Origin of the sequence: Streptomyces luteolifulvus (genome assembly GCF_008806595.1) — a bacterium.
GTDB classification, from domain to species: Bacteria; Actinomycetota; Actinomycetes; order Streptomycetales; family Streptomycetaceae; genus Streptomyces; species Streptomyces luteolifulvus.
Window position 1 is genome coordinate 191,967 of sequence record NZ_VZRB01000011.1, and the last position, 25,930, is coordinate 217,896.

The 25,930-nt window shown below is 71.4% G+C and carries 20 protein-coding genes; 12 read left to right on the top strand and 8 right to left on the bottom strand.

Annotated elements, in window-relative coordinates; all coding sequences use genetic code 11:
* Nucleotides 1-92: 92 nt before the first annotated feature.
* Nucleotides 93-581 carry a hotdog fold thioesterase gene (locus F7R91_RS18435; RefSeq protein WP_150950133.1) on the bottom strand — a complete coding sequence of 163 codons (489 nt, stop codon included), beginning with the start codon at nt 579-581 and terminating at the stop codon, nt 93-95.
* Nucleotides 582-633: 52 nt separating this feature from the next.
* Nucleotides 634-2,928 (bottom strand): FdhF/YdeP family oxidoreductase, encoded by a 2,295-nt coding sequence (locus F7R91_RS18440; RefSeq protein WP_150950135.1) that lies wholly within the window; start codon nt 2,926-2,928, stop codon nt 634-636.
* A gap of 223 nt (nt 2,929-3,151) precedes the next feature.
* On the opposite strand from F7R91_RS18440, the gene polA reads away from it, so the two are divergent.
* A complete protein-coding gene (gene polA, locus F7R91_RS18445; RefSeq protein ID WP_150950136.1) occupies nt 3,152-5,875 on the top strand; it encodes a DNA polymerase I in 2,724 nt (907 codons plus the stop codon).
* An 810-nt stretch (nt 5,876-6,685) separates the two neighbouring features.
* Here polA and F7R91_RS18450 read toward each other — a convergent pair.
* Entirely contained in the window at nt 6,686-7,546 is an 861-nt protein-coding gene (locus F7R91_RS18450) for a DUF4184 family protein (RefSeq protein WP_150950137.1), read from the bottom strand.
* A gap of 316 nt (nt 7,547-7,862) precedes the next feature.
* Here F7R91_RS18450 and F7R91_RS18455 point away from each other — a divergent pair, with 316 nt between their 5' ends.
* The 3 genes from F7R91_RS18455 (at nt 7,863) to F7R91_RS18465 (ending at nt 10,889) form a co-directional block, all read left to right on the top strand.
* A complete protein-coding gene (locus F7R91_RS18455) occupies nt 7,863-9,572 on the top strand; it encodes a lytic transglycosylase domain-containing protein (RefSeq protein WP_150950138.1) in 1,710 nt (569 codons plus the stop codon).
* Nucleotides 9,573-9,727: 155 nt separating this feature from the next.
* Nucleotides 9,728-9,862, top strand: a complete 135-nt coding sequence (locus F7R91_RS18460; RefSeq protein ID WP_106968376.1) for an SPW_0924 family protein — start codon at nt 9,728-9,730, stop codon at nt 9,860-9,862.
* A 34-nt stretch (nt 9,863-9,896) separates the two neighbouring features.
* Nucleotides 9,897-10,889 (top strand): DUF3068 domain-containing protein, encoded by a 993-nt coding sequence (locus tag F7R91_RS18465; RefSeq protein ID WP_150950139.1) that lies wholly within the window; start codon nt 9,897-9,899, stop codon nt 10,887-10,889.
* On the opposite strand, the gene hrpB is transcribed toward F7R91_RS18465, so the two are convergent.
* Together hrpB and F7R91_RS18475 are read right to left on the bottom strand one after the other, a co-directional pair.
* Nucleotides 10,879-13,386 carry an ATP-dependent helicase HrpB gene (hrpB, locus tag F7R91_RS18470; RefSeq protein ID WP_150950140.1) on the bottom strand — a complete coding sequence of 836 codons (2,508 nt, stop codon included), beginning with the start codon at nt 13,384-13,386 and terminating at the stop codon, nt 10,879-10,881. The genes F7R91_RS18465 and hrpB overlap by 11 nt on opposite strands.
* Before the next feature lie 47 nt (nt 13,387-13,433).
* Complete coding sequence (locus F7R91_RS18475) at nt 13,434-14,246, bottom strand: class I SAM-dependent methyltransferase (protein ID WP_150950141.1); 813 nt, start codon at nt 14,244-14,246, stop codon at nt 13,434-13,436.
* Between the two features lie 375 nt (nt 14,247-14,621).
* On the opposite strand from F7R91_RS18475, the gene rpsA reads away from it, so the two are divergent.
* The 4 genes from rpsA (at nt 14,622) to F7R91_RS18495 (ending at nt 18,397) form a co-directional block, all read left to right on the top strand.
* Nucleotides 14,622-16,112, top strand: a complete 1,491-nt coding sequence (gene rpsA / locus F7R91_RS18480) for a 30S ribosomal protein S1 (protein ID WP_150950142.1) — start codon at nt 14,622-14,624, stop codon at nt 16,110-16,112.
* 251 nt (nt 16,113-16,363) lie between these two features.
* Nucleotides 16,364-17,302, top strand: coding sequence for a PAC2 family protein (locus tag F7R91_RS18485; protein WP_150950143.1), 939 nt, complete (start codon nt 16,364-16,366; stop codon nt 17,300-17,302).
* A gap of 31 nt (nt 17,303-17,333) precedes the next feature.
* Entirely contained in the window at nt 17,334-17,966 is a 633-nt protein-coding gene (coaE, locus tag F7R91_RS18490) for a dephospho-CoA kinase (RefSeq protein WP_150950144.1), read from the top strand.
* Nucleotides 17,967-18,016: 50 nt separating this feature from the next.
* Nucleotides 18,017-18,397 carry a tetratricopeptide repeat protein gene (locus F7R91_RS18495; protein WP_150950145.1) on the top strand — a complete coding sequence of 127 codons (381 nt, stop codon included), beginning with the start codon at nt 18,017-18,019 and terminating at the stop codon, nt 18,395-18,397.
* A 13-nt stretch (nt 18,398-18,410) separates the two neighbouring features.
* Here the strand turns inward: F7R91_RS18495 and F7R91_RS18500 are convergent, their stop codons facing one another.
* Entirely contained in the window at nt 18,411-18,722 is a 312-nt protein-coding gene (locus F7R91_RS18500) for a DUF6343 family protein (RefSeq protein WP_150950146.1), read from the bottom strand.
* A gap of 297 nt (nt 18,723-19,019) precedes the next feature.
* Here F7R91_RS18500 and F7R91_RS18505 point away from each other — a divergent pair, with 297 nt between their 5' ends.
* Nucleotides 19,020-19,460, top strand: a complete 441-nt coding sequence (locus F7R91_RS18505) for a DoxX family protein (protein WP_150950147.1) — start codon at nt 19,020-19,022, stop codon at nt 19,458-19,460.
* A gap of 104 nt (nt 19,461-19,564) precedes the next feature.
* Here the strand turns inward: F7R91_RS18505 and F7R91_RS18510 are convergent, their stop codons facing one another.
* Nucleotides 19,565-20,200 carry an RNA-binding S4 domain-containing protein gene (locus tag F7R91_RS18510; RefSeq protein ID WP_150950148.1) on the bottom strand — a complete coding sequence of 212 codons (636 nt, stop codon included), beginning with the start codon at nt 20,198-20,200 and terminating at the stop codon, nt 19,565-19,567.
* 68 nt (nt 20,201-20,268) lie between these two features.
* Here F7R91_RS18510 and F7R91_RS18515 point away from each other — a divergent pair, with 68 nt between their 5' ends.
* The gene (locus F7R91_RS18515) at nt 20,269-20,961 is read left to right on the top strand and encodes a uracil-DNA glycosylase (protein ID WP_150950149.1); all 693 of its coding nucleotides are present in this window, start codon (nt 20,269-20,271) and stop codon (nt 20,959-20,961) included.
* A 6-nt stretch (nt 20,962-20,967) separates the two neighbouring features.
* Here the strand turns inward: F7R91_RS18515 and F7R91_RS18520 are convergent, their stop codons facing one another.
* Nucleotides 20,968-22,446 carry a LamG domain-containing protein gene (locus F7R91_RS18520; RefSeq protein ID WP_150950150.1) on the bottom strand — a complete coding sequence of 493 codons (1,479 nt, stop codon included), beginning with the start codon at nt 22,444-22,446 and terminating at the stop codon, nt 20,968-20,970.
* Between the two features lie 200 nt (nt 22,447-22,646).
* On the opposite strand from F7R91_RS18520, the gene F7R91_RS18525 reads away from it, so the two are divergent.
* Complete coding sequence (locus tag F7R91_RS18525) at nt 22,647-23,378, top strand: DUF7873 family protein (RefSeq protein ID WP_150950151.1); 732 nt, start codon at nt 22,647-22,649, stop codon at nt 23,376-23,378.
* Between the two features lie 620 nt (nt 23,379-23,998).
* The gene (locus tag F7R91_RS18535; protein ID WP_150950152.1) at nt 23,999-25,876 is read left to right on the top strand and encodes an FUSC family protein; all 1,878 of its coding nucleotides are present in this window, start codon (nt 23,999-24,001) and stop codon (nt 25,874-25,876) included.
* The last annotated feature ends 54 nt before the right edge of the window (nt 25,877-25,930 follow it).

Below are 25,930 nucleotides of genomic sequence, written 5' to 3' on the forward strand. Positions count from 1 at the left end.
TGCGCTGCCCCTGGCGGGGGTGCTTGGAGTTTCCGCGGGCGAGGTGGACGGGAGAGGCCCGCGTGCGCCCGCCCCCGCCCGTCGGTGTTCGGTCAGCCCGCCGCGCGTACCCGCTCCTCGTCGGCCGGGCCCACGTCCCGCAGGAGGCAGGTGAGCCGGGCGCTGCACACGCGTCGGCCCTGCTCGTCGCTGACCACGATCTCGTACGTCGCCGTGGACCGCCCCCGGTGCAGGGGCGTGGCCACCCCGGTGACAAGGCCGGAGCGCACCCCGCGGTGGTGGGTGCAGTTCAGGTCGACCCCGACGGCGATCTTGGAGCTGCCTCCGTGCAGCATCGAGCCGATCGAGCCGAGCGTCTCCGCCAGCACCGCGGAGGCCCCTCCGTGCAGCAGCCCGTACGGCTGGGTGTTGCCCTCCACCGGCATCGTGCCGACGACCCGGTCCGCGGAGGCCTCCACGATCTGCACGCCCATGCGGGTCCCGAGGTGGCCCGCGGAGAACAGGCCCAGGAGGTCGACGCCGAGCGCGGCGTACTCGTCGATGACCTCTTGCGGGAACTTCACGTGCTGCTGCTCGCCCATGCGCCGGGGCTCCGTTCGTCTTGACCAGTACGACTCCTGGCTGAGCAAACGCTCAGTCGGCAGCCGATTGTTCCAGACGCACCACGACGGACTTGCTGGCCGGGGTGTTGCTGGTGTCGGCCGTGGCGTCCAGAGGAACCAGCACATTGGTCTCCGGGTAGTACGCGGCCGCGCAGCCCCGCGCCGTCGGATAGAACACCACCCGGAAACCGGGTGCCCGCCGCTCCACGCCGTCCTTCCACTCGCCGACCAGGTCGACGTACGAGCCGTCGGCGACCTTGAGCGTCCTCGCGTCCTCGGGGTTCACCAGGACCACCCGGCGGCCGTTCCTGATGCCCCGGTAGCGGTCGTCGAGGCCGTAGATCGTGGTGTTGTACTGGTCGTGCGAGCGCAGCGTCTGCAGGAGGAGGCGGCCTTCGGGCAGCGTGGGGTACTCGACCGCTGCGGCGGTGAAGTTCGCCTTGCCGGTGGCCGTCGGGAAGCGGCGCTCGTCGCGTGGGGCGTGCGGCAGGGTGAAGCCGCCGGGGCGGCCCACGCGTGCGTTGAAGTCCTCGAACCCGGGGATCACGCGCGCGATGCGGTCACGGATCGCCGCGTAGTCCTGCTCGAACTCCTCCCAGGGGACCTTGCTGTCCTCGCCGAGCACCCGCCGGGCCAGTCGGCAGACGATGGCCGGCTCGGACAGCAGCTGCGCGCTCGCGGGCTCCAGACGGCCGCGGGAGGCGTGCACCATGCCCATGGAGTCCTCGACCGTCACGAACTGCTCCGTGCTGCTCCCGTTCGGGCCGGCCTGCACGTCGCGCTCCGTGCGGCCGAGGGTCGGCAGGATCAGCGCACGCGCGCCCGTGACGGCGTGCGAGCGGTTGAGCTTCGTCGACACATGCACGGTCAGCCTGGCCCGCCGCATGGCCGCCTCGGTGACCTCCGTGTCGGGGGAGGCGGAGACGAAGTTGCCGCCCATGGCGAAGAAGACCTTCGCCTCGCCGTCGCGCAGGGCGCGGATGGCCTGCACGACGTCGTAGCCGTGCTCGCGCGGGGGAGCGAAGCCGAACTCCTTCTCCAGGGCGTCCAGGAACGCGGGGGCGGGCCGCTCGAAGATGCCCATCGTGCGGTCGCCCTGCACGTTGGAGTGGCCGCGCACCGGGCACACGCCCGCGCCCGGACGGCCGATGTTGCCGCGCAGGAGAAGGAAGTTGACCACCTCGCGGATGGTCGGCACGGAGTGCTTGTGCTGGGTCAGGCCCATCGCCCAGCACACGATGGTGCGCTGCGAGGCGAGGACCATCCGCAGGGCTTCCTCGATCTGCCGCCGGGACAGACCGGTCGCCGTGAGCGTCTCGTCCCAGTCGGCCGCGCGGGCGGCCGCCGCGAACTCCTCGTAGCCATGGGTGTGTTCGCGGACGAACTCCTCGTCGACCGCGCCCTCCGTCTCCAGGACCAGCTTGTTCAGGAGGCGGAAGAGAGCCTGGTCGCCGCCGATGCGGATCTGCAGGAACAGGTCGGTCAGCGCGGCACCGGCGGTGAGGCCCTTGGGGGTCTGCGGGTTCTTGAAGCGCTCCAGGCCCGCCTCGGGGAGCGGGTTGACGCTGATGATCCGCGCCCCGTTCGCCTTGGCCTTCTCCAGCGCGGAGAGCATCCGCGGATGGTTGGTGCCGGGGTTCTGACCGGCGACGATGATCAGGTCGGCCTTGTAGAGGTCCTCCAGCAGCACGCTGCCCTTGCCGATGCCGATCGTCTCCGACAGGGCCGAGCCGGACGACTCGTGGCACATGTTCGAGCAGTCGGGCAGGTTGTTGGTGCCCAGCTCGCGCGCGAACAGCTGATAGAGGAAGGCGGCCTCGTTGCTGGTGCGTCCGGAGGTGTAGAAGACGGCCTCGTCGGGGGAGCCGAGGGCGGCGATCTCCTCGGCGACGATGTCGAAGGCACGCTCCCAGCTCACCGGCTCGTAGTGCTCCGCCCCCTCGGGGAGGTACACGGGGTGCGTCAGCCGGCCCTGCTGGCCCAGCCAGTAGCCGCTGCGGCCGGCAAGGCCCGCCACGGAGTGCTCGGCGAAGAACTCCGGGGTCACCCGGCGCAGGGTCGCCTCCTCGGCGACCGCCTTGGCGCCGTTCTCGCAGAACTCCGCCGCGTGCCGGTGGTCCGGCTCCGGCCAGGCGCAGCCCGGGCAGTCGAAGCCGTCCTTCTGGTTGACCCGCAGCAGGGTCAGCGCGGTGCGCTTCACACCCATCTGCTGGTGGGCCATGCGCAGGCTGTGTCCGATGGCCGTGAGCCCGGCGGCCGCGTGCTTGGGTCCGGCGACCTGCGGCGCGTCCTGAACCGGATCGCCCTTGGGCGGCTTCGTTGCCATGCCCAGCTCCCCTTCCACTGCCTGTGCGCTGTGTGCTGTGTGCTCCGGGGACACCCGCGGCCCCGGCGTCTTCGATCCTCGCACGCGGCTGTGACAACGATCGAGGCCGGGAGCGAGCCGCGGTTCTTTCCACCACGGTGTGGGCCGACCGTGGCGGCGGAGTCCGGCGGTGCCGAAGCGACCGGGACCCCGGCTGTCAGTGGCACGTGGCAGGATCGGGGTCGTGGCAGAGACAGCATCGAAGAAGACCAACACCCCCGGCGACGGCCGCCCGCGGCTGATGCTCATGGACGGGCACTCGCTTGCCTACCGCGCGTTCTTCGCGCTGCCCGCGGAGAACTTCACGACCGCGACGGGCCAGCCGACGAACGCGATCTACGGCTTCGCGTCGATGCTGGCCAACACGCTGCGCGACGAGTCGCCCACGCACTTCGCGGTGGCCTTCGACGTGTCCCGCAAGACGTGGCGCTCCGAGGAGTTCACGGAGTACAAGGCCAACCGCTCCAAGACCCCGGACGAGTTCAAGGGCCAGGTCGAGCTGATCGGCGAACTCCTCGACGCGATGCACGTCTCCCGCTTCGCCGTCGACGGCTACGAGGCGGACGACGTCATCGCCACCCTCGCCACCCAGGCCGAGGCCGCGGGCTTCGAGGTGCTGATCGTCACCGGCGACCGGGACTCCTTCCAGCTGGTGTCCGAGCACACCACGGTGCTGTACCCGACCAAGGGTGTCTCGGAGCTGACCCGGTTCACCCCGGAGAAGGTCTTCGAGAAGTACGGGTTGACGCCCGCCCAGTACCCCGACTTCGCGGCGCTGCGCGGCGACCCGTCCGACAACCTCCCGGGCATCCCCGGCGTCGGCGAGAAGACGGCCGCGAAGTGGATCAACCAGTTCGGGTCGTTCGCGGACCTCGTCGAGCGCGTCGACGAGGTCAAGGGCAAAGCCGGGCAGAACCTGCGCGACCACCTGGAGGCCGTCAAGCTCAACCGGCGGCTGACCGAACTGGAGCGGCAGGTGGAGCTGCCCCGGACGGTCGCGGACCTGGGGCGCGCCGCGTACGACCGCAAGGGCGTCGCGATGGTCCTCGACACCCTGGAGATCAGGAACCCCTCGCTGCGCGAGCGGCTGTTCGCGGTCGACCCCGGCGCCGAACAGGCCGAGGAGACCCCGGTCGTCGCGGACGGCATCGAACTGGACGGCCGCGTGCTCGGCACCGGCGAGCTGGCCCCCTGGCTCGCCGAGCACGGCACGCAGGTCCTCGGCGTCGCCACCGTCGACTCCTGGGCGCTCGGCACGGGCTCGGTGGCCGAGGTCGCCCTCGCCGCGGCCGGCGGAGCCGCCGCCTGGTTCGACCCCGCCGAACTGGACGAGGCCGACGAGAAGGCGTTCGCGGCCTGGCTGGCCGACGAGAACAAGCCGAAGGTGCTGCACAACGCCAAGGGCGTGATGCGGGTCGCCCCCGAGCACGGCTGGAGCGTCGCCGGCGTCACCATGGACACCGCGCTCGCCGCCTACCTGGTCAAGCCCGGCCGCCGTTCCTTCGACCTGGACGCGCTGTCGCTGGAGTATCTGCACCGCGAGCTGGCCCCCGCCGCCGCGGCCGACGGCCAGCTCGCCTTCGGCGCCGACGACGGCGCGGAGGCCGAGGCCCTGATGATCCAGGCCCGGGCCGTGCTCGACCTGGGCCAGGCCTTCGAGGGCCGCCTCCAGGAAGTCGGCGCGGCGGACCTGCTGCGCGACGTGGAACTGCCCACCTCCGCCCTGCTGGCCCGGATGGAGCGGCCCGGCATCGCGGCCGACAGGAACCACCTGGAGGCCATGGAGCAGATGTTCGCGGGCGCCGTCCAGCAGGCGGTGAAGGAGGCCCACGCGGCGGCAGGGCGCGATTTCAACCTGGGCTCGCCCAAGCAGCTCCAGGAGGTCCTGTTCGGCGAGCTGGCCCTGCCCAGGACGAAGAAGACCAAGACGGGGTACACGACCGACGCCGACGCCCTGGCCTGGCTGGCCGGCCAGACCGACAACGAACTGCCGGTCATCATGCTCCGCCACCGTGAGCAGGCGAAGCTGCGCGTCACCGTCGAGGGTCTGATCAAGACCATCGCGGCGGACGGCCGTATCCACACCACGTTCAACCAGACCGTCGCCGCGACCGGCCGTCTGTCCTCGACCGACCCCAACCTGCAGAACATCCCCGTCCGCACGGACGAGGGACGGGCCATCCGCCGCGGCTTCGTGGTGGGCGAGGGCTTCGAATCCCTGATGACGGCGGACTACAGCCAGATCGAACTGCGGGTGATGGCCCACCTGTCCGAGGACGCGGGCCTGATCGAGGCGTTCACCTCCGGCGAGGACCTGCACACCACGGCGGCCTCCCAGGTGTTCGCGGTCGAGCCGTCAGCCGTGGACGCGGAGATGCGGCGCAAGATCAAGGCGATGTCGTACGGCCTGGCCTACGGTCTGTCGGCCTTCGGCCTCTCCCAGCAGCTGAACATCGAGGCGGCCGAGGCCCGCGCCCTGATGGACGCCTACTTCGAGCGCTTCGGCGGAGTCCGGGACTATCTGCGCCGGGCCGTCGACGAGGCACGGGCGACGGGCTACACGGCGACGCTGTTCGGCCGCCGCCGCTATCTCCCCGACCTCAACAGCGACAACCGCCAGCGTCGCGAGGCGGCCGAGCGCATGGCTCTCAACGCTCCCATCCAGGGCACGGCGGCGGACATCGTCAAGATCGCCATGCTCAAGGTGGACCGTGCGCTGCGGGAGGCGGACCTGAAGTCCCGGATGCTCCTCCAGGTCCACGACGAAATCGTCCTGGAGATCGCCCCCGGCGAGCGCGCGGCCACGGAGGAACTGGTCCGCCGGGAAATGACCAACGCGGTCCACCTGCGAGCTCCCTTGGACGTGTCCGTGGGCTCGGGCCGGGACTGGGAGTCAGCAGCACACTAGCCAACGGCGGTCAGGCGGGGGGCGTGCGTGGAGCCCACGGCGCCACAGGACGCCCTCCGCCGCAAGATCGTGCAACGGCAAGCAACGACCACGGTGCCATTGCCGATGCCGGCACCTGCTTCCGCCGCAACGGCGAGCAACCGCCACGGTGTGCTCCAGCGCCGAACCAGCCGGAACCCCGACTCCCGACTCCCGACCTCGACTCCCGCCCCGGCCCTCCCCGGGCCACACCCCGCCCAACCCCCGCCCGCCCCCCACCCCCCGGAGGGCCCCTCACTCGCGTGGCCCCCGCCAACACGCGCCCCGCCCCCGCAGCCCGTAAGGATGCGGGCATGGGTATACGCATGCTCCACCGCCGGACGGCCCCCGTACGGGCGCAAGCGCAGTCGAGCACCACGGCGACCCGCTCCACGCCGCTCCCGGCCTTCGCCATCGACGCGAGCCACGCCCGCACCCCCGGAGGAACTCGCACCCGCATCCGGCGATTCACGACGGTCAACTCGGCTCAAATGCGCTGCACCCGCATGATCGGGCGCTGTCGCGACTACCTCGCCCGCCTCGTCACCCGGCTCCCACACCCCCGCCGCCACCGAGCCCCTTGCACAGGCCACCCCCGTCAGTGAGCCGCCGAAGGGTCTCCGCCATCGTCGGTGAGCCGCTGGATGGCATCCGCGTCCCCGCCGGTGAGCCACCGAAGGGTCTCCGCCATCGTCGGTGAGCCGCTGGATGCCATCCGCGTCCCCGCCGGTGAGCCGCTGGAGGTCTCCGCCCCAATTGCCGTCAGTGCGCGCCGGACGGTCTCCACCCCCGTCAGTGAACCGCCGGACGGCTACCGCTGCGCTCCCGGTCCGCTTCCGTCGAAGTGCTGCCTGCCCGGGCCGGACGCCACACCCTGACCCCCACGGCGTACAGCACCCCGCCCAGCACCAGACCCGCGCCCGCCCCGAAGCACAGCGTCGGTATCAGCTCCCAGGGCCTGGCCCTGGACCCCCAGTACTCCCACCACCGCGACGCCCGCTCCACGGCCCCGACCACCACGCAGCCGCCGATCACGGCACCGGCCGGCCACCGGTCCCGTACCGACAACTCCGCGACCCCCGCGGGGTCCGCCGCGGGCGCCCGCCGCAGTGCGCGCATCACGAACACGGCGATGACGACAGCGGCGACCGCGGAACTGCCGTACTGCAGGTACCAGTACAGAGGGGAGCCCGCCACCGTCTGGCCGAGGACGGGGAACACCCGCATGCCCCACCGGTCGAGATGTGTGAACGCGTCCCACACGACGTGTGTCAACGCGCCGAGCGCGGCGGAGACATACCACCAGGCCACCGAGGACAGCCGCACGCGCGCGCGTGGCGCCCCGCAGCGCAAGAGCGCGGCCGGACGCCCCTGCCGGGCCCGCGGCAACAGCGCGACCAGCGGTTCGCGCACCAGCAGCCACAGTCCCACCAGCGCCCAGGCGACGAGCACATCGACGGTGAACACGCCGGTGAACGAGTGCGTGAAGTCCCCGAACTCCATCGCCCCGGACAGGACGCTCGCCGCGAAGTAGGTCATGTCGGGCGAGAAGGAACCCGCCACGAGCGCGGTCGGTACCAGCCGGCCCCGGCCGGTTCCGTCGGTGCGCACGCCGGGCAGCACAGCCGCCGCATGGCTGAGGGTGAACGGCAAAAGGGCTCCTCGTCGCGGACGTCGGCCGGACGGTCGGCCGGGTGATCGGATCGGTTCAGTATGCAGGGACGCCGTCCAGTCCAACGAGACATGGCCGACCGGTGAAATCCGGACGCGAACAGGTGCCCGTGCCAACGTAGTTGTCGTGGTTGTCGTAGGGTCACTTGGGTGCCCGCGCTGGGCAGTGCGTCGAACAGACGAACAAAGCACTCAAATGAACCGCGAGGGCAACCAGCACCGCGAGCCGATCGTCACAACGGGCGAGCACAGCAGACAGAGACGGGCGCTCGGGCGTCCACGGGGAGGGGTTCACTCTATGGCGGCGCAATTCGGCGGCAGGCTGCGCAAGGGAGCGGCGACCACCGCCGTGGCCGCAGCCGCGGTCGCGGCCCTGTCGGCGTCCCAGGCTCCCGGAGTGACGGTCGACGACAGCGGCAGACAGGCCGGCGGCGCCCGGTCCGCCTCCGAGGCGATCCCCGAGGACAGCGGAGCGACCGGCAACTCGCCGTACTACACGGACCTGCCGCCCCTCAGCAGCCCGAACCCCTCGCCGTCCGCCGGCACCTCCGTCTCCCAGTCCGACGCCGAGGCGGGCATCCCCGCGACGGTCCTCGACGCCTACAAGAAGGCCGAGTCGGCGATGCGGGAGGCGAAGCCCGGCTGCAACCTGCCCTGGGAGCTCCTCGCCGCCATCGGCAACGTCGAGTCCGGCCAGGCCCGCGGCGGCCGCGTCGACGCGAATGGCACGACGCTCACCCCGATCCTCGGCCCGCAGCTCGACGGCAACGGCTTCGCCCTCATCAAGGACACCGACAACGGCGCCTACGACGGCAACAGCACATACGACCAGGCCGTCGGGCCCATGCAGTTCATCCCCTCCACCTGGAGGTGGGCGGGCCGCGACGGCAACGACGACGGCGAGAAGGACCCCAACAACGTCTACGACGCCGCCCTCGCCGCCGCCCACTACCTTTGCCGCTACGACTGGGACCTGTCCACCCAGGCCGACCTCGACCGGGCGATCCTCAGCTACAACAACTCCCAGGACTACCTGAACACCGTCCTGAGGTGGCTGGAGTACTACCGCAAGGGCACCCACGAGATCCCGGACGGCACCGGCACCATCCCCTCGGGCCGCAGCGACGACGACGCGGGCGCGAGCCCCGACCCATCGTCCCCGCCCTCGGACAAGCCCCGCCACCACAAGCCCGGCGGCGGTCCCGACACCCCGAGCCCGAAGCCGCCCAGCTCCCCGGGCACACCGCAGGCGCCGCAGACTCCCACCGACACGGTGGACCACCTGGAGGACGCGGGCACCGCGAAGCTCACGGCGACGGCGGGCGACACCTTCGCCAAGAAGATCAGCACCCGCGCCGAGACCAAGGCCGGCAGGACCGTCGCCAAGGTCAGGCTCCGCTTCACCATCGTCGGCGACACCGACACCACCTTCGCCGGTGGCGAGAGCGTCGCCACGGTCGTCACCAACGGCTCCGGCGTGGCCGTGGCACCCGCACTGCAGGCCGGTGAGAAGACGGGCGACTTCACCGTCCGCGTCAGCGTCGCCGGCCGTACGGTCAAGGGACTCGACTACGCCGCCACCGTCACCGAGCGTGTCGCGGACGCCCTCGCCCGTACCAGCGAGACCGCGCTGACCTGCACCCCGGGCGGCGAGTTCGCGGACCCGGTCGAGGTGAAGGCCACCTACCAGGGCGCCGTCGCGGACAAGGTCGCGGCCTCCGCCACGCTCGTCAAGTCGGCCGACGACGCGACCGAGAACGACAAGGGCCCCTACTTCAAGGACGCGGACGGCAAGGCCGTACGCACCCTGACGGGTCTGGTGACGGACGCGAACGGCCTGCTGAAGCTGCCGAAGCTGTACGCCGACGACACCACCGGCACGTTCCTGCTCCGCATCACCACCGCGGGCGGCGCGACGCTGACGGTCGAACTGACCGTGGCCGCGGCCCCGATGCCGTCGCCCAGCGCGTCGTCCAGCCCCAGCACGTCGCCCAGCCCCACCGCCTAGTACCCGCGGTTTCCGTACGACAACGGCGGCGCTCCTCCCCGGCTGCACGGGAGAGGAGCGCCGCCGTTGTGTGCGCGACGTGTTCTCATCTCGCCCGCCCGTTGCTACGGTGCCGGATCTGACGCCCCATCAGTACGCCCCGTCGGGAGGCCGGCATGCGCGCCCTGATCGCCGCCGCGACCGGACTCGCTCTCGCGTTCGCTCTGGTCCTCACGCTCACCGCCCTCGGGACACCGACGGGAAAGACGTCTCCGAAGCCACTGCTGACGACGGTGCCCGCACATCCGTGACCGCCCGTCAGGTCCGCCCGGGAAGGAGGTCGAGATGCGCCGCAAGGTCAGTCTGATCCTGCTCGCCTTCGCCGTGTTCTTCGCCACGCTGTCCCCGCTGCTGCGCTGGTACGCCTTCCCGCGCCTCGTCAAGATCCCCGCCAACCAGTACCAGGACATGGTCCTGGAGGCGAAGGACGCCACCCTCCTCGACTACGGCACGATGAAGGCGGAAAAGGTCTCCAAGATCACCATCGTGCAGACCCTCAAGGGCAATGTGGAGGCCTCCGAGCAGATCGAGAAGACCGCGGGCCGGGACGTGGTGGTCTGGGACAGCCTGTCCTACGCCCAGGGCCCCGACGGCAAGATGGTCGCCAGTATCCCCGAGCGCTACATCTTCGACGCCCACACCCAGGAGCCCGTCCACGCCAAGGGCGAGATGGTCGACGGCGACGCGGTCGAACGGCAGGGCATCGAGTTCAAGTGGCCCTTCCTGACGGAGAAACGGGACTACGAGTACTTCGACGCGCAGGCGCGCGTGACGGCCCCCATCCACTACAAGGGCACCCAGGACTTCCGCGGTATCGAGGTCTACTACTTCGAGCAGACCATCGACTGGACCAAGGTCCCGTTCCCCAGGACCATGCCCGTCGAGGGCATCACCCGCGAGTCCGTCGCCAGGACCGGCACCACCCGCTGGTACACCACGGTCCGCAAGTTCTGGGTCGAACCGGTCACCGGTGCCCCGGTCTACGGCGAGGAGATCCACAAGGAGGAGCTGCGCGGCGGCTCGCTGCTCGGCGGCCGCGAGAAGGTGACGGCGTTCGCCGGCCACGCGAAGATGCGCGAGGACTACGTCGAACACACCGTGGCCCTGGTCGAGTCGAACCGCACCCTGGTCCTGCTGATGACGTCCTACCTGCCGTGGGGCTTCCTGGCCCTGGGCATCCTGCTGCTGTCCCTCTCCCTCTACCTGGAGGCGCGCGGCCGCCCCGGCGACCCGGCTCCCGCGCGGACGACGACGGAACCCGATCCGGTCACCGCCTGAGGCGGGCGTTGGTGTGCCGCGTCGGCTCGGCGCCGGCCGGGTCCTCGGGCCACGGATGCTTCGGATACCGGCCGCGCAGCTCGGCCCGTACGTCCTTGTAGCCGGCCCGCCAGAAGGAGGCGAGGTCGGAGGTCACGGCGACGGGACGGCCGGCGGGGGAGAGGAGATGGACGAGGACGGGCACCCCCGCCACGGCCGGTGACTCGTGCAGCCCGAACAGCTCCTGCAACTTGACCGCGAGAACGGGCTGTTCGGGGTTGGAGTAGTCGATCCGGATTCTGGACCCACTGGGTACGGTGATCCGCTCGGGCGCCAGTTCGTCGAGCCGGACCGCCTCCCCCGAGGCCCACGGCAGCAGCCGGGCCAGCCCCTCACCGGCGTCGATCCGCGCGAGGTCGGCGCGCCGCCGGGACCGTCCGAGCTCGGGCTCCAGCCACTCGTCCACGCGCGCGTGGAGGGCTTCCTCGGACACATCGGGCCAGGGATCGCCGAGGCGCATCCGCAGAAAGGCGAGCCGCTTCCGCAGTACGCCCGCCTCGGCCGACCACCGCAGCAGCCGGAGTCCCTCCTGCCGCAGCCCGTCGAGAAGGGCATCGCGTACGAGGGCGGGGTCGGCGTCCTTGAGCGGCCGCACCCCCAGTTCCACCGCCCCGAGCCGCTCCACCCGCCGCGCGACGACGTCCCCGCCGGCCCAGTGGACCTCGTCCCGCTCCTCCAGCAGTGCCCCGGCCGCATTCCGCGCGACCTCCTCGTCGACGACCGCCCCGAGCTGCACACGCGCGTGCCCCTTCCCGACGGGCCGGTCGGCCGCGGCGACCGCGATCCAGGGCGCACCGAGCAGCCCCGTGCCCTCGCGGACCTCGGCGCGGGTCCCGGAGACCATCAGATAGGAACCGCCGTCGGCTCTGGCGAGTCGCTCGGGGAAGGCGAGGGCGGCGACGAGCCCGACGACGCCTTCGTCGCGCTCGCGGCCACGGGCGGGCGGGTGGGACATCTCCGTTGCGACGGCCCGCAGGCGCCGAACTTCCGCCCGCCACCGCCCCGCATAGGCGTCGCCTCCACGCCGCGCGGCCCGCCAGCAGGCCGCCAGGTCATCCCCGTACTCCCGCGGTACCTCTTCACTCAACAGCGCGACAACCTCCGCGGCGCGGTCCGCACCGACCAACGACGCCGCATCCAGCAAGGCCCGCCCCAGCCGAGGATGCAGCCCCGACCTCGCGAGACGCACCCCCCGTTCCGTGGCCCGCCCGACGGAGTCGACCGCCCCGATCGCCGACAGCACCTCCCGTGCCGCCGCCATCGCCCCGCCCGGCGGCGGATCCAGCAGCGCCAGGCCGGACGCCTCCGGATCGCCCCAGCACGCCGTCTGCAGGGCGAACGCCGTCAGATCGGCCACCTTGATCTCCGGGGCCGGGAAACGCGGCAGACGAGGGTCCTCGGCCTCCGCCCAGCACCGGTACACCACACCCGGCGCCTCACGCCCCGCCCGCCCGGCGCGTTGCCGCCCCGCCGCCTGCGAGGCCCGTACCGTCGTCAGCGCGCTCAGCCCGCGCGCGTGGTCGACCCGAGGCTCCCTGGCGAGCCCCGAGTCCACCACGATGCGCACCCCCGGCACGGTCAGCGACGACTCGGCCACCGAGGTCGCCAGCACCACCCGCCGCCGCTCCCCGGGGGCGAGCACCGCGTCCTGCACGGCCGCCGGCGCCCGCCCGTGGACCTGGAGCACGTCCACATCCCCGAGATCCCCCATCTGCCCGGCGACCCGGGCGATCTCACCCACGCCCGGAAGGAAACAGAGCACGTCCCCGTCGTGCCCGGCCAGGGCCCGCCGTACCACCGACGCCACATGGGTCAGCAGCACGGGGTCCACGCGCATACCGTGCGGCGGCCGTACCGGACGGGCGGGTGGCGCCCAGACCACCTCGACGTCGTACGAGGCCCCCTGCGCCTCGACCACGGGCGCGCCGCCGAGCAGCCGCGCCCACCCCTGGGCGTCGGTCGTCGCCGACGCGGCCACGAGCCGCAGCTCGGGGCGCAGCGTCTCGCGCACGTCCCACAGGAACGCGGCCACCGTGTCCGCGTCCAGATGACGCTCGTGGCACTCGTCGAGCACCGCCACGTCGACACCCGAGAGCTCCTGGTCGCGCTGGAGCCGTTGCAGCAGCACACCGGTGGTGACGACCTCCACGCGCGCGTGCCGCCCGACGACACGCTCACCCCGCACGGTGTAGCCGACGCTCTCGCCGGGCTTCTCGCCGAGCAGCCACGCCATCCGCCGGGCAGCCGCCCGCGCCGCGATCCGCCGCGGCTCGGCCACCACCACCCGCCGTGCCGGACCCTCGCCCAGCAGACCGGCCAGCGCAAGCGGCACGAGGGTCGTCTTGCCCGTGCCCGGCGGCGCCACGAGGACCGCAGTGCCGTGTCCCTCCAGCGCGGCGCTCAGAGCGGGCAGCGCACCTCGTACGGGCAGGGAGTCCAGGGCGTCGTAACGGATCACGCCCCCAGTGTCGTACGACGGCGAGAACGGCCCTAAGTGCGCGTGCCTCAGTCCCGTTCACACACGAAGACGGCCGTTCCCGGGATCAGGTTCCCCCGCAGCGGCGACCAGCCGCCCCACTCCGCGGTGTTCCAGGCCGGCCACTCCGGCTCGACCAGGTCCACGAGTGCGAAGCCCGCCGCGACGATGTCCCGGACACGGTCGCCGATCGTCCTGTGGTGCTCGACGTACACCGCGCGGCCGTCCTCGTCCTGCTCGACGTACGGCGTGCGGTCGAAGTACGAGGCGGCCACCGACAGCCCCTCCGGGCCCGGCTCGTCCGGGAACGCCCAGCGGATCGGATGCGTCACGGAGAACACGAAGCGGCCGCCCGGCCGCAGCACGCGGCGCACCTCCCGCAGGACATGCACCGGGTCCGCGACGAAGGGCAGCGCACCGTACGCCGAGCACGCCAGGTCGAAGGAGCCGTCCGCGAACGGCAGGGCGCCCGCGTCCGCCTGGACGAGCGGGAAGGCGCCCCCGATGCGCAGGGCGTGCTGGAGCTGACGGTGGGAGAGGTCCAGGGCGACCGGGCGGGCGCCCTGGCCGGCCAGCCAGCGCGAGCACTGGGCCGCACCGGCGCCGATCTCCAGGACGTCCTTCCCCTTCAGCTCCTCGGGCGGGCCGAGCAGCTCGGCCTCCACCTCGTCGAGGCCCTCGGGACCCCACACAAAACGGTCGTCGCCGAGGAACGTGCCGTGCTCGACCTGGTACTCGTCCGCGTTGCGGTCCCACCAGCCCCGGTTGGCCCGGGCGCTCTCCGCGACACCTGCGTCGCGTCGGGTGGCTTCCGGTTCGAACGCTTCGGACTCTTGGATGATCGGCTCCCTCGTCGTACTCTTCCGTCACCTCTCCGGTGGCCGCCCCGGCGGCGTCACTGAAGGGGTGGCTCAGGCTTGCGTGGCCTGGTGAGACTTGTTTTGTGCCGGGTATGCGGCGATCCGCCCCGGGTGTGCGCCTTCGCGCATTGACCCTGTCCGGCTGCCCCCGTATGCTACAAGTTGCGCTGCGGGCCTGCGCTCCTCAGACGTAGCAGGCTGCGCTCGCATCTGTTGTATGTCCCCTCGGTTGTCGAGGCGCCATCACCAGTCTCTGGTGGGGCGCTTCCTTGGCTGTCCGGCTTCTGCAGAGCGAAACGGGCTCCCGGCGTAAGCAGTGCCTACGACTTCAATGTCCGTACCGGAGCCCTTTCCCACATGACGAGCAGCACCGAGACCACCGCCACCACCCCGCAGGTAGCGGTCAACGACATCGGTAACGAGGAAGCCTTCCTCGCCGCGATCGACGAGACGATCAAGTACTTCAACGACGGCGACATCGTCGACGGCGTCATCGTGAAGGTCGACCGGGACGAGGTCCTGCTCGACATCGGTTACAAGACCGAAGGTGTCATCCCGAGCCGCGAGCTCTCGATCAAGCACGACGTCGACCCCAACGAGGTCGTCGCCGTCGGTGACGAGATCGAGGCCCTGGTCCTCCAGAAGGAGGACAAGGAAGGCCGCCTGATCCTCTCGAAGAAGCGCGCCCAGTACGAGCGTGCCTGGGGCACCATCGAGAAGATCAAGGAAGAGGACGGCATCGTCACCGGTACCGTCATCGAGGTCGTCAAGGGTGGTCTCATCCTCGACATCGGCCTCCGTGGCTTCCTCCCGGCCTCCCTGGTCGAGATGCGCCGCGTCCGCGACCTCCAGCCCTACGTGGGCAAGGAGCTCGAGGCCAAGATCATCGAGCTGGACAAGAACCGCAACAACGTGGTCCTGTCCCGCCGCGCCTGGCTGGAGCAGACCCAGTCCGAGGTCCGCCAGACGTTCCTCACGACCCTTCAGAAGGGTCAGGTCCGCTCCGGCGTCGTCTCCTCGATCGTCAACTTCGGTGCCTTCGTGGACCTGGGTGGCGTCGACGGTCTGGTCCACGTCTCCGAGCTGTCCTGGAAGCACATCGACCACCCGTCCGAGGTTGTCGAGGTCGGCCAGGAGGTCACCGTCGAGGTTCTCGACGTCGACATGGACCGCGAGCGTGTCTCCCTGTCGCTGAAGGCGACCCAGGAAGACCCGTGGCAGCAGTTCGCCCGCACCCACCAGATCGGCCAGGTCGTCCCCGGCAAGGTCACCAAGCTGGTTCCGTTCGGTGCGTTCGTCCGCGTCGACGAGGGCATCGAGGGTCTGGTCCACATCTCCGAGCTGGCCGAGCGCCACGTGGAGATCCCGGAGCAGGTCGTCCAGGTCAACGACGAGATCTTCGTCAAGGTCATCGACATCGACCTCGAGCGTCGCCGGATCTCGCTGTCCCTCAAGCAGGCCAACGAGTCCTTCGGTGCCGACCCGGCGTCGGTCGAGTTCGACCCGACCCTGTACGGCATGGCCGCGTCCTACGACGACCAGGGCAACTACATCTACCCCGAGGGCTTCGACCCCGAGACCAACGACTGGCTCGAGGGCTACGAGAAGCAGCGCGAGGAGTGGGAGCGCCAGTACGCCGAGGCGCAGCAGCGCTTCGAGCAGCACCAGCAGCAGGTCATCAAGTCCCGCGAGGCCGATGCTGCCGCTGCCGCCGAGGGTGGCGAGGCCGCCGCTCCGGCCGCGAACGGCGGTTCGTACTCCTCCGAGGGCCCGGACAACTCCGGTGCGCTGGCCTCGGACGAGGCGCTCGCGGCGCTGCGCGAGAAGCTGGCGGGCGGCCAGAGCTGAACGCCTGCCGCTGAGGCTTAGTCGGTAACTGAGGGGCCGTACCTTTCGAGGTGCGGCCCCTCAGCTGTGCCCTGACACGTCGTTCGGCCGCGGGCCGTGGGGGCCGGTCACGCAGTTCCCCGAGCCCCTGAAGGGCGCCGTTCCCGCCCCTGTCGCCCCTGTTCGATGGCTCTGCCGATCTTGGCCTGGGACGGGAATGTGCCCGCTCGCTTGCGCGTTGTGATGTACGAACACGAGGAGGAGCGGTCACAGTGCTTGATCCGCAGGGTTTGTACGCATGGGAGCCGAAGGGCCTGGCCGTCGTCGACATGGCGCTCGCCCAGGAGTCGGCCGGCCTTGTCATGCTCTACCACTTCGACGGATACATCGACGCGGGGGAGACCGGCGACCAGATCGTCGACCGGCTCCTCGACACACTGCCCCACCAAGTCGTGGCGCGCTTCGACCACGACCGGCTCGTGGACTACCGCGCCCGCCGCCCGCTGCTCACCTTCAAACGCGACCGCTGGACGGACTACGAGGAGCCGGGCATCGATGTGCGGCTCGTCCAGGACGCCACCGGGGCGCCCTTCCTGCTGCTGTCCGGCCCCGAGCCGGACGTGGAGTGGGAGCGCTTCGCCGTGGCCGTCCAGCAGATCGTGGAGCGGCTCGGCGTACGTCTGTCCGTGAACTTCCACGGCATCCCCATGGGCGTCCCGCACACCCGCCCCGTGGGCCTCACCCCGCACGGCAACCGCCATGACCTGATCCCCGGCCACCGCAGCCCCTTCGACGAGGCACAGGTGCCCGGCAGCGCCGAGTCGCTGCTCGAGTACCGGCTGATGGAGGCCGGACACGACGTCCTCGGTGTCGCCGCGCATGTGCCGCACTACATCGCCCGCTCCCCCTACCCGGACGCGGCGCTGACCGTCCTGGAGGCCATCACCGCGGCGACCGGGCTGGTCCTGCCGGGCGTCGCGCACACCCTGCGCACGGACGCCCACCGCACCCAGACCGAGATCGACCGGCAGATCCGGGAGGGCGACGAGGAACTCGTAGCCCTGGTCCAGGGCCTGGAGCACCAGTACGACGCCGCCGCGGGCTCCGAGACCCGGGGCAACATGCTCGCCGAGCCGGTCGACATCCCGTCGGCCGACGAGATCGGCCTGCAGTTCGAGCGGTTCCTGGCGGAACGCGAGGGCGACACCTGAGACCCGCCCGGCAGGCCCTAAGCTTCCGCTCATGCTGAAGGTGGGCCTGACCGGCGGGATCGGTGCCGGCAAGAGTGAGGTGTCGCGGCTGCTCGTCGAGCGCGGTGCCGTACTGATCGACGCGGACCGCATCGCGCGCGAGGTCGTCGCGCCGGGGACGCCGGGCCTCGCCGCCGTGTCCGAGGCGTTCGGTGCGGGCGTCCTCGCGGCGGACGGCAGTCTGGACCGCCCCAGGCTGGGGGCGATCGTGTTCGCCGACCCGGACAAGCTCGCCGTCCTGAACTCGATCGTGCACCCCCTGGTCGGTGCGCGCTCGCGTGAGCTGGAGGCGTCCGCCGCCGAGGACGCGGTCGTCGTCCACGACGTCCCACTACTCGCGGAGAACGCCCTGGCACCGCTGTACGACGTCGTGATCGTCGTCGACGCGAGCCCCGAGACCCAGCTCGACCGGCTCGTACGACTGCGCGGCATGACCGAGGAGGACGCACGCGCGCGCATGTCCGCCCAGGCAACCCGCGAAAAGCGCCTGGAGATCGCGGACATCGTCATCCACAACGACGTACCCCTGGCGGAGCTGGAGCGGCGCGTGGCGGACGTATGGGCCGACCTCGTCCGCAGAGCGCACGCCACCCGGGAGCAGCCGTCCCGGCAGCCTCAGGAATAGCGATCTGCGGGCAGGGCGTTGAACCCGCCCGGAGAGGGAAGGAGTTCGCGGTGCCCGAGACCAGCGGTTCGACCGGACCTACCCCGGAGACGCATGTCATCGACTTCCGTGCCGCAGAGCATCTGCTGGCCGCGCGGGACCCACGGGGAGCGGTGAAGCTGCTCGACGGAGTCGTCGCCGCGCACCCGGAGAACACCGCGGCGCGCCTGCTGCGCGCGCGTGCCTTCTTCGCGGGGGCTCAACTGCGCCCGGCCGAGCTGGAGTTCAGCATCGTCCTGGAGCGCGAGCCGGACAACGCGTTCGCGCACTTCGGACTCGGCCGGACCTATGAGCGTCAGGGGCGGCCGGACCAGGCCAAGCGCCACTTCCGGCTCGCCGCCGCACTGGACCCCAACCCCGAGTACCTCAGGGCGGCGCGCTTCGACTCGTGAGCGCGGGTCCGTCTCAGGGGTGGCGGTGCTCCGGAGGCCGGCGGAGCGGTGGGCGGCGCACCGGTGGCCGGTCGTCCACGGGCCGGTACGGCGGGATGTCTCGGCCGGGCTGGTAGTGCGGGCCCTGGCGGATGTGCCTGAGGATCATGGCCATGTCGACGGTGATGATCAGCCACAGCACACCACAGGCGGCGGCCCACCCGGGGCGCCCGGCGAGCGCGAACGCGGCCGTTCCGAAGATCGCCCAGATCAACCCCCACACGGTCAGCCAGAACCGCGCCCGCAGAGCACTGCGCGCGGTCGTCGGTTCACTGCCCGTACGCATGGGGGATCACCACTCCTACTGTGCAACGTACTCTTCGGCGCGGGCCTTCTCCAGCGCCACTCGAACGAGTGAACAAAGTGCAGGTGGGAACGGGTGCGCGGGCGTGGTCCGTTCGACGGGCATGGGACTGAACATGCGAGCGGGACATCCGAGCGGGACATCGGGGGAGGGGACCGGGGCCATCACACCGAGAGGAAGAGACGCGTGCGAAATCCTGTCGGACGGCGATGAGTTCCGGAGCGCGTGTCGGTCTGCCTCTGTGCCGGCACCACGGACCACTTCACCCAGGAGACCCCCATGTCCGAGACCACCGTTCCCGTCACCTCCGCCGCACCCGTTGCCTCCGTCGGCCGCCGCGGCCGTGCCCGTGTCGCCCTGCGCGCCCTGCAAGTCGTGATCGCCCTGTTCTTCGGCTTCGCGAGCGCGCTGCCCAAGCTGATCGCGCACCCGTCGGCCACCGACGCCTTCGACGAGATGGGCTGGGGCAGCGCGGGCATGTACACCATCGGTGTGCTCGAACTGGCAGGAGCGGTGGCCCTGTTGATCCCCGCGCTGCAATCGGTGGCCGCCGTGGCTCTGAGCGCGCTGATGGTGGGCGCGTTCGTCGTCCAGCTCACCGTCTTCGACGGGGAGAACGCGGCGACCCCGCTCATCCTGATGGTGCCGCTCGCCCTCATAGCCTGGGCACGGCGCGGCCACAACGCGGACCTGCTGCGGTTGATACGGCGACGGGCGTGACGCGATCCCTGGGGGACCCATTACTCCCTGGGGGACTCATTACTGGGGGACCTATCACTGTGGGTCCCCATCACTGAGCGGCTGATGGACCGGTCGGCTGGTCGTCACCGGCCTCCGGGACGGCCACCCTGGGTTCGGCCCGGGCCGCCCAGGCCACCCGGTCCGCCCGGTCCGCCCACGCCCCGCAGGCGTTCCATCTCTCGGCGGTCCCGCTTGGTGGGGCGGCCCGTGCCGCGGTCGCGGATGCCGGCCGGGGCGGCGGCCTCGCGGGGCGGGGGCGGCGGACTGTTGTCGATGTAGCACTGGGCGGCCACCGGGGCGCCGACCCGCTTACGGATCAGGCGCTTGACGACGACGATCCGCTCCCTGCCCTCCTGCCGTACCCGTACCTCGTCGCCGACGCGGACGGAATACGCGGGCTTCACCCGCTCGCCGTTCACATGCACATGCCCGCCCCGGCAGGCGGCGGCTCCCATGGAGCGGGTCTTGACCAGGCGGACCGACCAGATCCAGCTGTCGAGACGCACGGAGCCGCCGCTCTGGGGTCCGGCGGCCTCGGCCGCGGCGACGGCAGCGGCGATCTTGGGATCGACTCCCTGCTGCCCGTCGTCCTTCTGTCCGGCGTCTTGCTGACCGTGGGCATGCTGCCCGTCGGCATGCGGTGTGGCGTCGTCGGCCTCGGGGCCGGGCCTACCCGTTCCGTCCGTCGCCTCGTCGTGGTCCGCGTGCTCAGAAGCCATGAGGCCGACTTTAGTGCCCGGAGCGGCGAGACCCGGAACGGTTTGGCGGGCGGCTCTACGGTGGAGGCATGGACTCCCTCGCCGACCTCGACCGGCGGATCGCGGGCTGCCGGGCCTGCCCTCGGCTGGTCGACTGGCGCGAGGAGGTGGCCCGCACCAAGCGGGCCGCCTTCGCCGACGAGACGTACTGGGGGCGGCCGGTACCGGGCTTCGGCCCGCAGGACGCCCCGCTGCTGATCGTCGGCCTCGCCCCCGCCGCGCACGGAGGCAACCGCACCGGCCGTATGTTCACGGGTGACCGCTCCGGGGACGTGCTGTACCAGGCGCTGTACGACATCGGGCTCGCCTCGCAGCCGACCTCGGTCAGCGCCGACGACGGCCTGGAGCTGTACGGCGTGCGGGTCACGGCGCCCGTGCACTGCGCCCCGCCCGCCAACAAACCGACCCCGGGGGAACGGGACACGTGCCGGCCCTGGCTCGTCCAGGAGCTGAGGCTGCTGCGGCCGACGCTGCGGGCCGTGGTCGTGCTCGGCGCCTTCGGATGGCAGGCCGCGCTGCCCGCGTTCGCCGAGGCCGGCTGGAGCGTGCCCCGCCCCCGGCCCGCCTTCGCCCACGGGGTGCGGGTCCCTCTCGACGGACTCGACCTCTTCGGCTGCTTCCACGTCAGCCAGCGCAACACCTTCACGGGCCGGCTGACCCCGGCGATGCTGCGGGACGTGCTGCGGACGGCGGCGGGAGCGGCGGGGCTGCCCCTGAAATGAGGCCGCTCAGACGACGCGGGCCGCCGAGATCGGCCGCTGCGCCACGGTGTACGTCTTCGCCGCACCGGTGTTGACGCTCCACCGGTACCGGGAGAACTCGCCGGTGGCGTCGGCGGCGTAGAACATCATGTGGCCGATGCCGGCGCCCTTGAAGTTGTCCTCGTCGACATTGTCGACCATGCGGGTGTCCGGATACGGGGCGTAGCTGGACAGGCCGTACACGCCGTGCGGGTCGGAGGTGCAGTCGACGACCTCGATGGCGTACTGGGTCTCGCCGCTGAAGGTCATCGACCCGGTGTGGACGCCCTTGACCTCGCGGACCATCACGATGTGTCCGGTGTTGTTGTCGTCGGTGCCGTTGTAGTCCACCGCGATCAGGTCGCCCGGCCTCAGGTCGGTGACCTTGCGTATCCGCTGGAAGCGGGGGCCGGCCGTGCCGTCCGTGAAGGCCTTGCGGTAGTCCGCGGCCTCCGGGATCCGGTCCTGGAAGTACTGCGTGAAGTAGGCGTCCGTCGCCCATCCGTAGGTGTGCTTCAGCACCCAGGTGAGGAACGAGGAGCAGCGGGCGTGCGAGATCCAGCTGGTCAGGTCGTCGGGCGTCCCCCACACCACCGACGAGGCGGAGCCGACCAGGTACTTGTTGTTCTCGCGGGCCGTGAGGCCGCTGATGAGGGCGGCCTCCGCGGCGCTCAGCGCGCGGGCGTAGGCCCGGACGTCGTCCACCGCGCCCTTGAACCGGTTCACGGCCGCGCCGTCCCACTTGGCCCGGCCGATGTTGAAGCCCTGCGTCGCGGCCCAGGACACGGCCGTGTCGGCGCTGCCCTGGAGGCGGCCGTTCACATACAGGTGGATGCGCGTGCCGTCCCACACTCCGGTCAGATGTGTCCAGACGCCGAGCGCGGCGGGGGTGGTGGCGACGGCGGAGACCTTGGTGCTCTGGTCCTCGCTGCGCACCTTGAACGTCCAGGTCTTGAACGCCGGGTCGTACTGCAGCAGGAACCGGCTGGCGGACGTGCCGTCCTGGCTCACGGCGGTGTACATGGTGGCCAGGTCGGCGGGGCTGGTGGCGTCGTTCGACAGGCGTACCCACGCCGCGACCGTGAAGGGTGCGGTGGTGTCGAGGACGGAGCCCGTGGCGGCGTACGCACCCGAGGTCCCGTCGAGGCTCAGCTCGCCGCCGGCCCGCAGTGTGGTCCAGGTCGCCCCCGAGCCGAGGGTGACGGGCCGCTCCCGGCCGGAGCGGTCGGCGCCGGAGCCGTCCATCGTCCAGTGCCCCACCAGGCTGTCCGGCAGATAACCGGCTGCCAGCAGCCGCTGGTACTGGACCATGCGCTCGGCCTCCGCCAGATGCGGCGTGGCGACCGGCGTGAACGGTGTGTTGAGCGGCGCGTCGGCCACGGCGGCACCCGCGCCGCCCACCACGCCTGTCATCGCGCCCACCCCCACGAGTGCGGCACCGCTCAACAACCCGCGTCTGCTGACCATGGTTTCCCCGTTTCGTCTTGGTCTGAAGGTCGGCAGAGTCTAGAACGGACGGATGATCAGAAGGGCTGTCGCCTCCAGGGCGGCGCCGAAGGAACGGAGGTGGACGTCGGCCGCGCTCACCGCTCACGACGTGGACACCGGTCGGTGCCTGTCAAATAATCCTTGGAAATTGGCCAGTTGTCGTTGCTACGGTCCTTCTCGTGGCGAAACTCAATCAGATCATCGCAGTCGAGAAGGGCATCAAGTCCAAGGCCCATCAGGACCTGACCTCCGCTCATCACGGGCTCCAGAAGCCCGCGTTGCTGGCCGGTATCTCGCGGACGTACCAGCCGAAGGACGAGGAGGGCGAGCAGCTGCCGCCCGAGTCGACGCGGGTGCAGGTGAAGGCCGAGGACGTGCTGCGGGAGACCGCGGCCACCCTCACCCGGCTGTTCGACGTGACCGCCACCAAGGACTGGGCCAACTGCACCGCCCGCGCGGACGTGACGGTGGACGGACGTGTGCTCGTCGCCGATGTTCCGGTGTCCTACCTGCTCTTTCTCGAGAAGCAGCTCGTCGACCTCAACACCTTCGTACGGAAGCTGCCCGTGCTCGACGCCTCGGAGTCCTGGGTGCAGGACCCGTCCACCGACTCCTGGAAGACCGAGCCGGTGCGAACGCTTCGTACCAAGAAGGTGCCCCGCAACCATGTGAAGGCGGAGGCGACCGACAAGCACCCGGCGCAGGTCGAGGTGTACTACGAGGATGTTCCCGTCGGCTACTGGACGACCGTGAAGTTCTCCGGAGCCCTTCCCGCCCGTCGTGTCAACGAACTCCTCGACCGCGTGGAGAAGTTGCAGCAGGCCGTGAAATTCGCGAGGGAGGAAGCGAATGGCTCCGACGTCGTCGACCAGCGGGTCGGTGACGCTGTTTTCGGCTACCTGTTCGGGTAACCTATGAGACTCCCCGGTCCGGTGCGACCGGGGTGCGCGAGGAGCGCAAGCTGAAGCTGAAGCTTGTCGTGACTGCGCGGTTCCAGTGGAGGTTCGAATCCTCCCCGCGGCATCTCGTGCCGCGGTGGCCCAATCGGCAGAGGCAGACCGCGATCAATCTCAGACTCTCGCTCCAGACTCAGCATTCGCCGCCGATCGCCGGATCGACCGGGCCCAGGCCCCCGCACGTCGAATTGCTGGTTCAAGTCCAGCCCGCGCAGCTCGATGCGCGGTGGTCCAAAGGCAGGACGCGACGACATCATGACTGACCTGGGTCCTCAAGCGTGCCGGCGTGCGACATGGGCGGCTTCACAGGGGCCGGGGGCAGGCTACGCCCTCGGTCCCGCGCTCGTTCCCGGAGCCGTTTCATCGGCAGCAAGACCGGCCGACCGTCATTGCGTTCATCCGTCATTGCGTTCATAAAGAACGCGGGTTTCCAGCCAACTGTCACACGCCCGAAACCCACCGGCCCCCTTCCTCCCGAGAACCCGATCTACTGTGGGCACCGCAGCCCGAAGTCCACTGCCCCGGCCACCGTCGCCCGAAGGCTCACCCCGCCCTCACCCGACGACAGGAGCCCCGTGTCCCGCCGCGTCACCCTCGCTCTGCCGCCCTGGCTAGCCCACGCCCTCCGAGCCCGGCGGGAACCCGTGCCCTGGAGCGCGGTGGTCAGAGGAGCGTTGGCCGGTGGGCCCCTGCTGATCCTGGCCCTGGCGTTCGGCCGGGTCTCCCTGGGCGTCGTCGCGGCCATCGCCGCCATGCTCGCCGGGATCAACGACCGTCCCGGCAGCCGGCGGGCCTCGGTCCGGCGGCTCGGGGTGCCCGCGCTGGCCGGATCCCTCGGGCTGCTCGTCGGGACGTACGCCGGGGAACATGTCGGAGCCGTGGCGCTGACGCTCGTCCTCACCGGGCTCGGGCTCGTCGCGGGAGGCATCAGCGCCGTCGGGCCCGTCGCCTCGGCGGCGGGTACGCAGTTGCTCGTCGCCTCCGCCATCGGGGCCGGGATGCCCCTGCCCGCGCCCGGATGGCAGCGGGCGCTCGCGTTCCTCGTGGGCGCCGGGTGGCTGCTGGCGCTGCGGCTCGTGCTCCCCACGCCCGGTGCGCTCGCGGGTGACCTCCGGTTCGACTTCCGGTTCGACGGGGAACGGGACGCGGTGGCCGGCGTCTACGACGCCGTCGCCGACCTGCTCGACGCCGTCGGCACCGAGCACGCCACCGTCCGGCGCGCCGCGCTCACAGCCGCCCTCGACCACGCACAGGACGCCCTCGCCGGGCCCAGGCTGCGGCGGTACGCCAGTTCCGCGGCCGAGCGGCGACTTCATGCGCAGTACGCCGCCGCGCTGCCCCTCGCCGAGGCCGCGACCGCGCTCGCCTGGGCCGGGGAGACCGTCTCCGGGCGGGCCTGCGAGGGACCCCGGCGCCTCGCCTCAGCCCTGCGCGGGGGCACGCACACCGGCCCCCTGCCCGCCCCGCACCGCTCGGCTCCCGCCCTCCGTGCCCTCGACGACGCCCTGCTCCGCGCCGCCGAGGCCTTCGACCGGGGCGAGGGCGGTGACCTGCACACGCGTCGGCGTACCGCCCGGGGCCTGCTGCGGACCGCTTTCGGGGCCGCAGGACGCGAGTACGGGATCCGTGTCGCCCTCTGCTTCGGCACCGGCGCCGCCTTCGCCCAGGCCCAGTACCACTCGCACTGGTACGGACAGCACACCCACTGGTACTGGCTGCCCGTGACCGCCGCCTTCCTCGTCAAGCCCGACCTCGGGCCGCTGGCGTCCCGGGTTCTGTGCCGGGCCGCCGGGACCGTCCTCGGGGCGCTCGTCTTCGCCGCGTTCGCCGCCGTCCTGCCCCGGCCCAGAGGGCTCATCGCGCTCGTCGCGGTCGGCGGCGCCCTGATCCCCGTGGCCACCCGGCACTTCGCCGCGCAGACCGCCGTCGTCACCGTGCTCGTCCTCGCCCTTGTGATGGTGGGCGGTGAGCCGCAGGCCTCCGTCAGCCGGATCGGGGAGACGCTGCTCGCCTGCGCGATCGTCCTGGTCGTCGGGCATCTGCCGATGCCGGGGGAGCGGGGCGGCGGCGTGCGGGCCCGGCTGGCCGCCGCGGGCGGTGCCGCGCACGCCTATCTCGTCCACGTTCTCAGCGAGTGCGACGACCGCGCCGCCCGCTGGACCCTCCGCCGCGAGGCCTACCGCACGCTCGCCGAGGCCCGTACCGCCATCGCCCTCGCCGCCGCCGAACTGCCCGCCCTCGCCCGGCACACGGAGGGCACGGACGAGGTCGCGGCCCTGCTCGAACGGCTCGTCGACACCACGACCGCGTGCGCCGTCCACCTCGACGACACCGGGCGCCTGATGCCGCAACACACCGAGCGGCTCACCGAGCTGCTGGGCGAACTGGCCGCGCGACGGGAGCGGGTGGGGCTACGGGCGCGTGAGCTGCCCGTCCTGCCCCTCGCCGTGTAGCGCCGTCCTCTCACCGTTCGGGACCCGTCCGTCGCCGTGCCGGGCGGAGCCCGA

Coding starts and splice junctions, on each gene's coding strand:
- F7R91_RS18435 (WP_150950133.1), bottom strand. CDS start 581: ATGGGCGAGCAGCAGCACGTGAAGTTCCCGCAAGAGGTCATCGACGAG.
- F7R91_RS18440 (WP_150950135.1), bottom strand. CDS start 2,928: ATGGCAACGAAGCCGCCCAAGGGCGATCCGGTTCAGGACGCGCCGCAG.
- F7R91_RS18455 (WP_150950138.1), top strand. CDS start 7,863: ATGGCGGCGCAATTCGGCGGCAGGCTGCGCAAGGGAGCGGCGACCACC.
- F7R91_RS18460 (WP_106968376.1), top strand. CDS start 9,728: ATGCGCGCCCTGATCGCCGCCGCGACCGGACTCGCTCTCGCGTTCGCT.
- F7R91_RS18465 (WP_150950139.1), top strand. CDS start 9,897: ATGCGCCGCAAGGTCAGTCTGATCCTGCTCGCCTTCGCCGTGTTCTTC.
- rpsA (WP_150950142.1), top strand. CDS start 14,622: ATGACGAGCAGCACCGAGACCACCGCCACCACCCCGCAGGTAGCGGTC.
- coaE (WP_150950144.1), top strand. CDS start 17,334: ATGCTGAAGGTGGGCCTGACCGGCGGGATCGGTGCCGGCAAGAGTGAG.
- F7R91_RS18500 (WP_150950146.1), bottom strand. CDS start 18,722: ATGCGTACGGGCAGTGAACCGACGACCGCGCGCAGTGCTCTGCGGGCG.
- F7R91_RS18505 (WP_150950147.1), top strand. CDS start 19,020: ATGTCCGAGACCACCGTTCCCGTCACCTCCGCCGCACCCGTTGCCTCC.
- F7R91_RS18510 (WP_150950148.1), bottom strand. CDS start 20,200: ATGGCTTCTGAGCACGCGGACCACGACGAGGCGACGGACGGAACGGGT.
- F7R91_RS18515 (WP_150950149.1), top strand. CDS start 20,269: ATGGACTCCCTCGCCGACCTCGACCGGCGGATCGCGGGCTGCCGGGCC.
- F7R91_RS18520 (WP_150950150.1), bottom strand. CDS start 22,446: ATGGTCAGCAGACGCGGGTTGTTGAGCGGTGCCGCACTCGTGGGGGTG.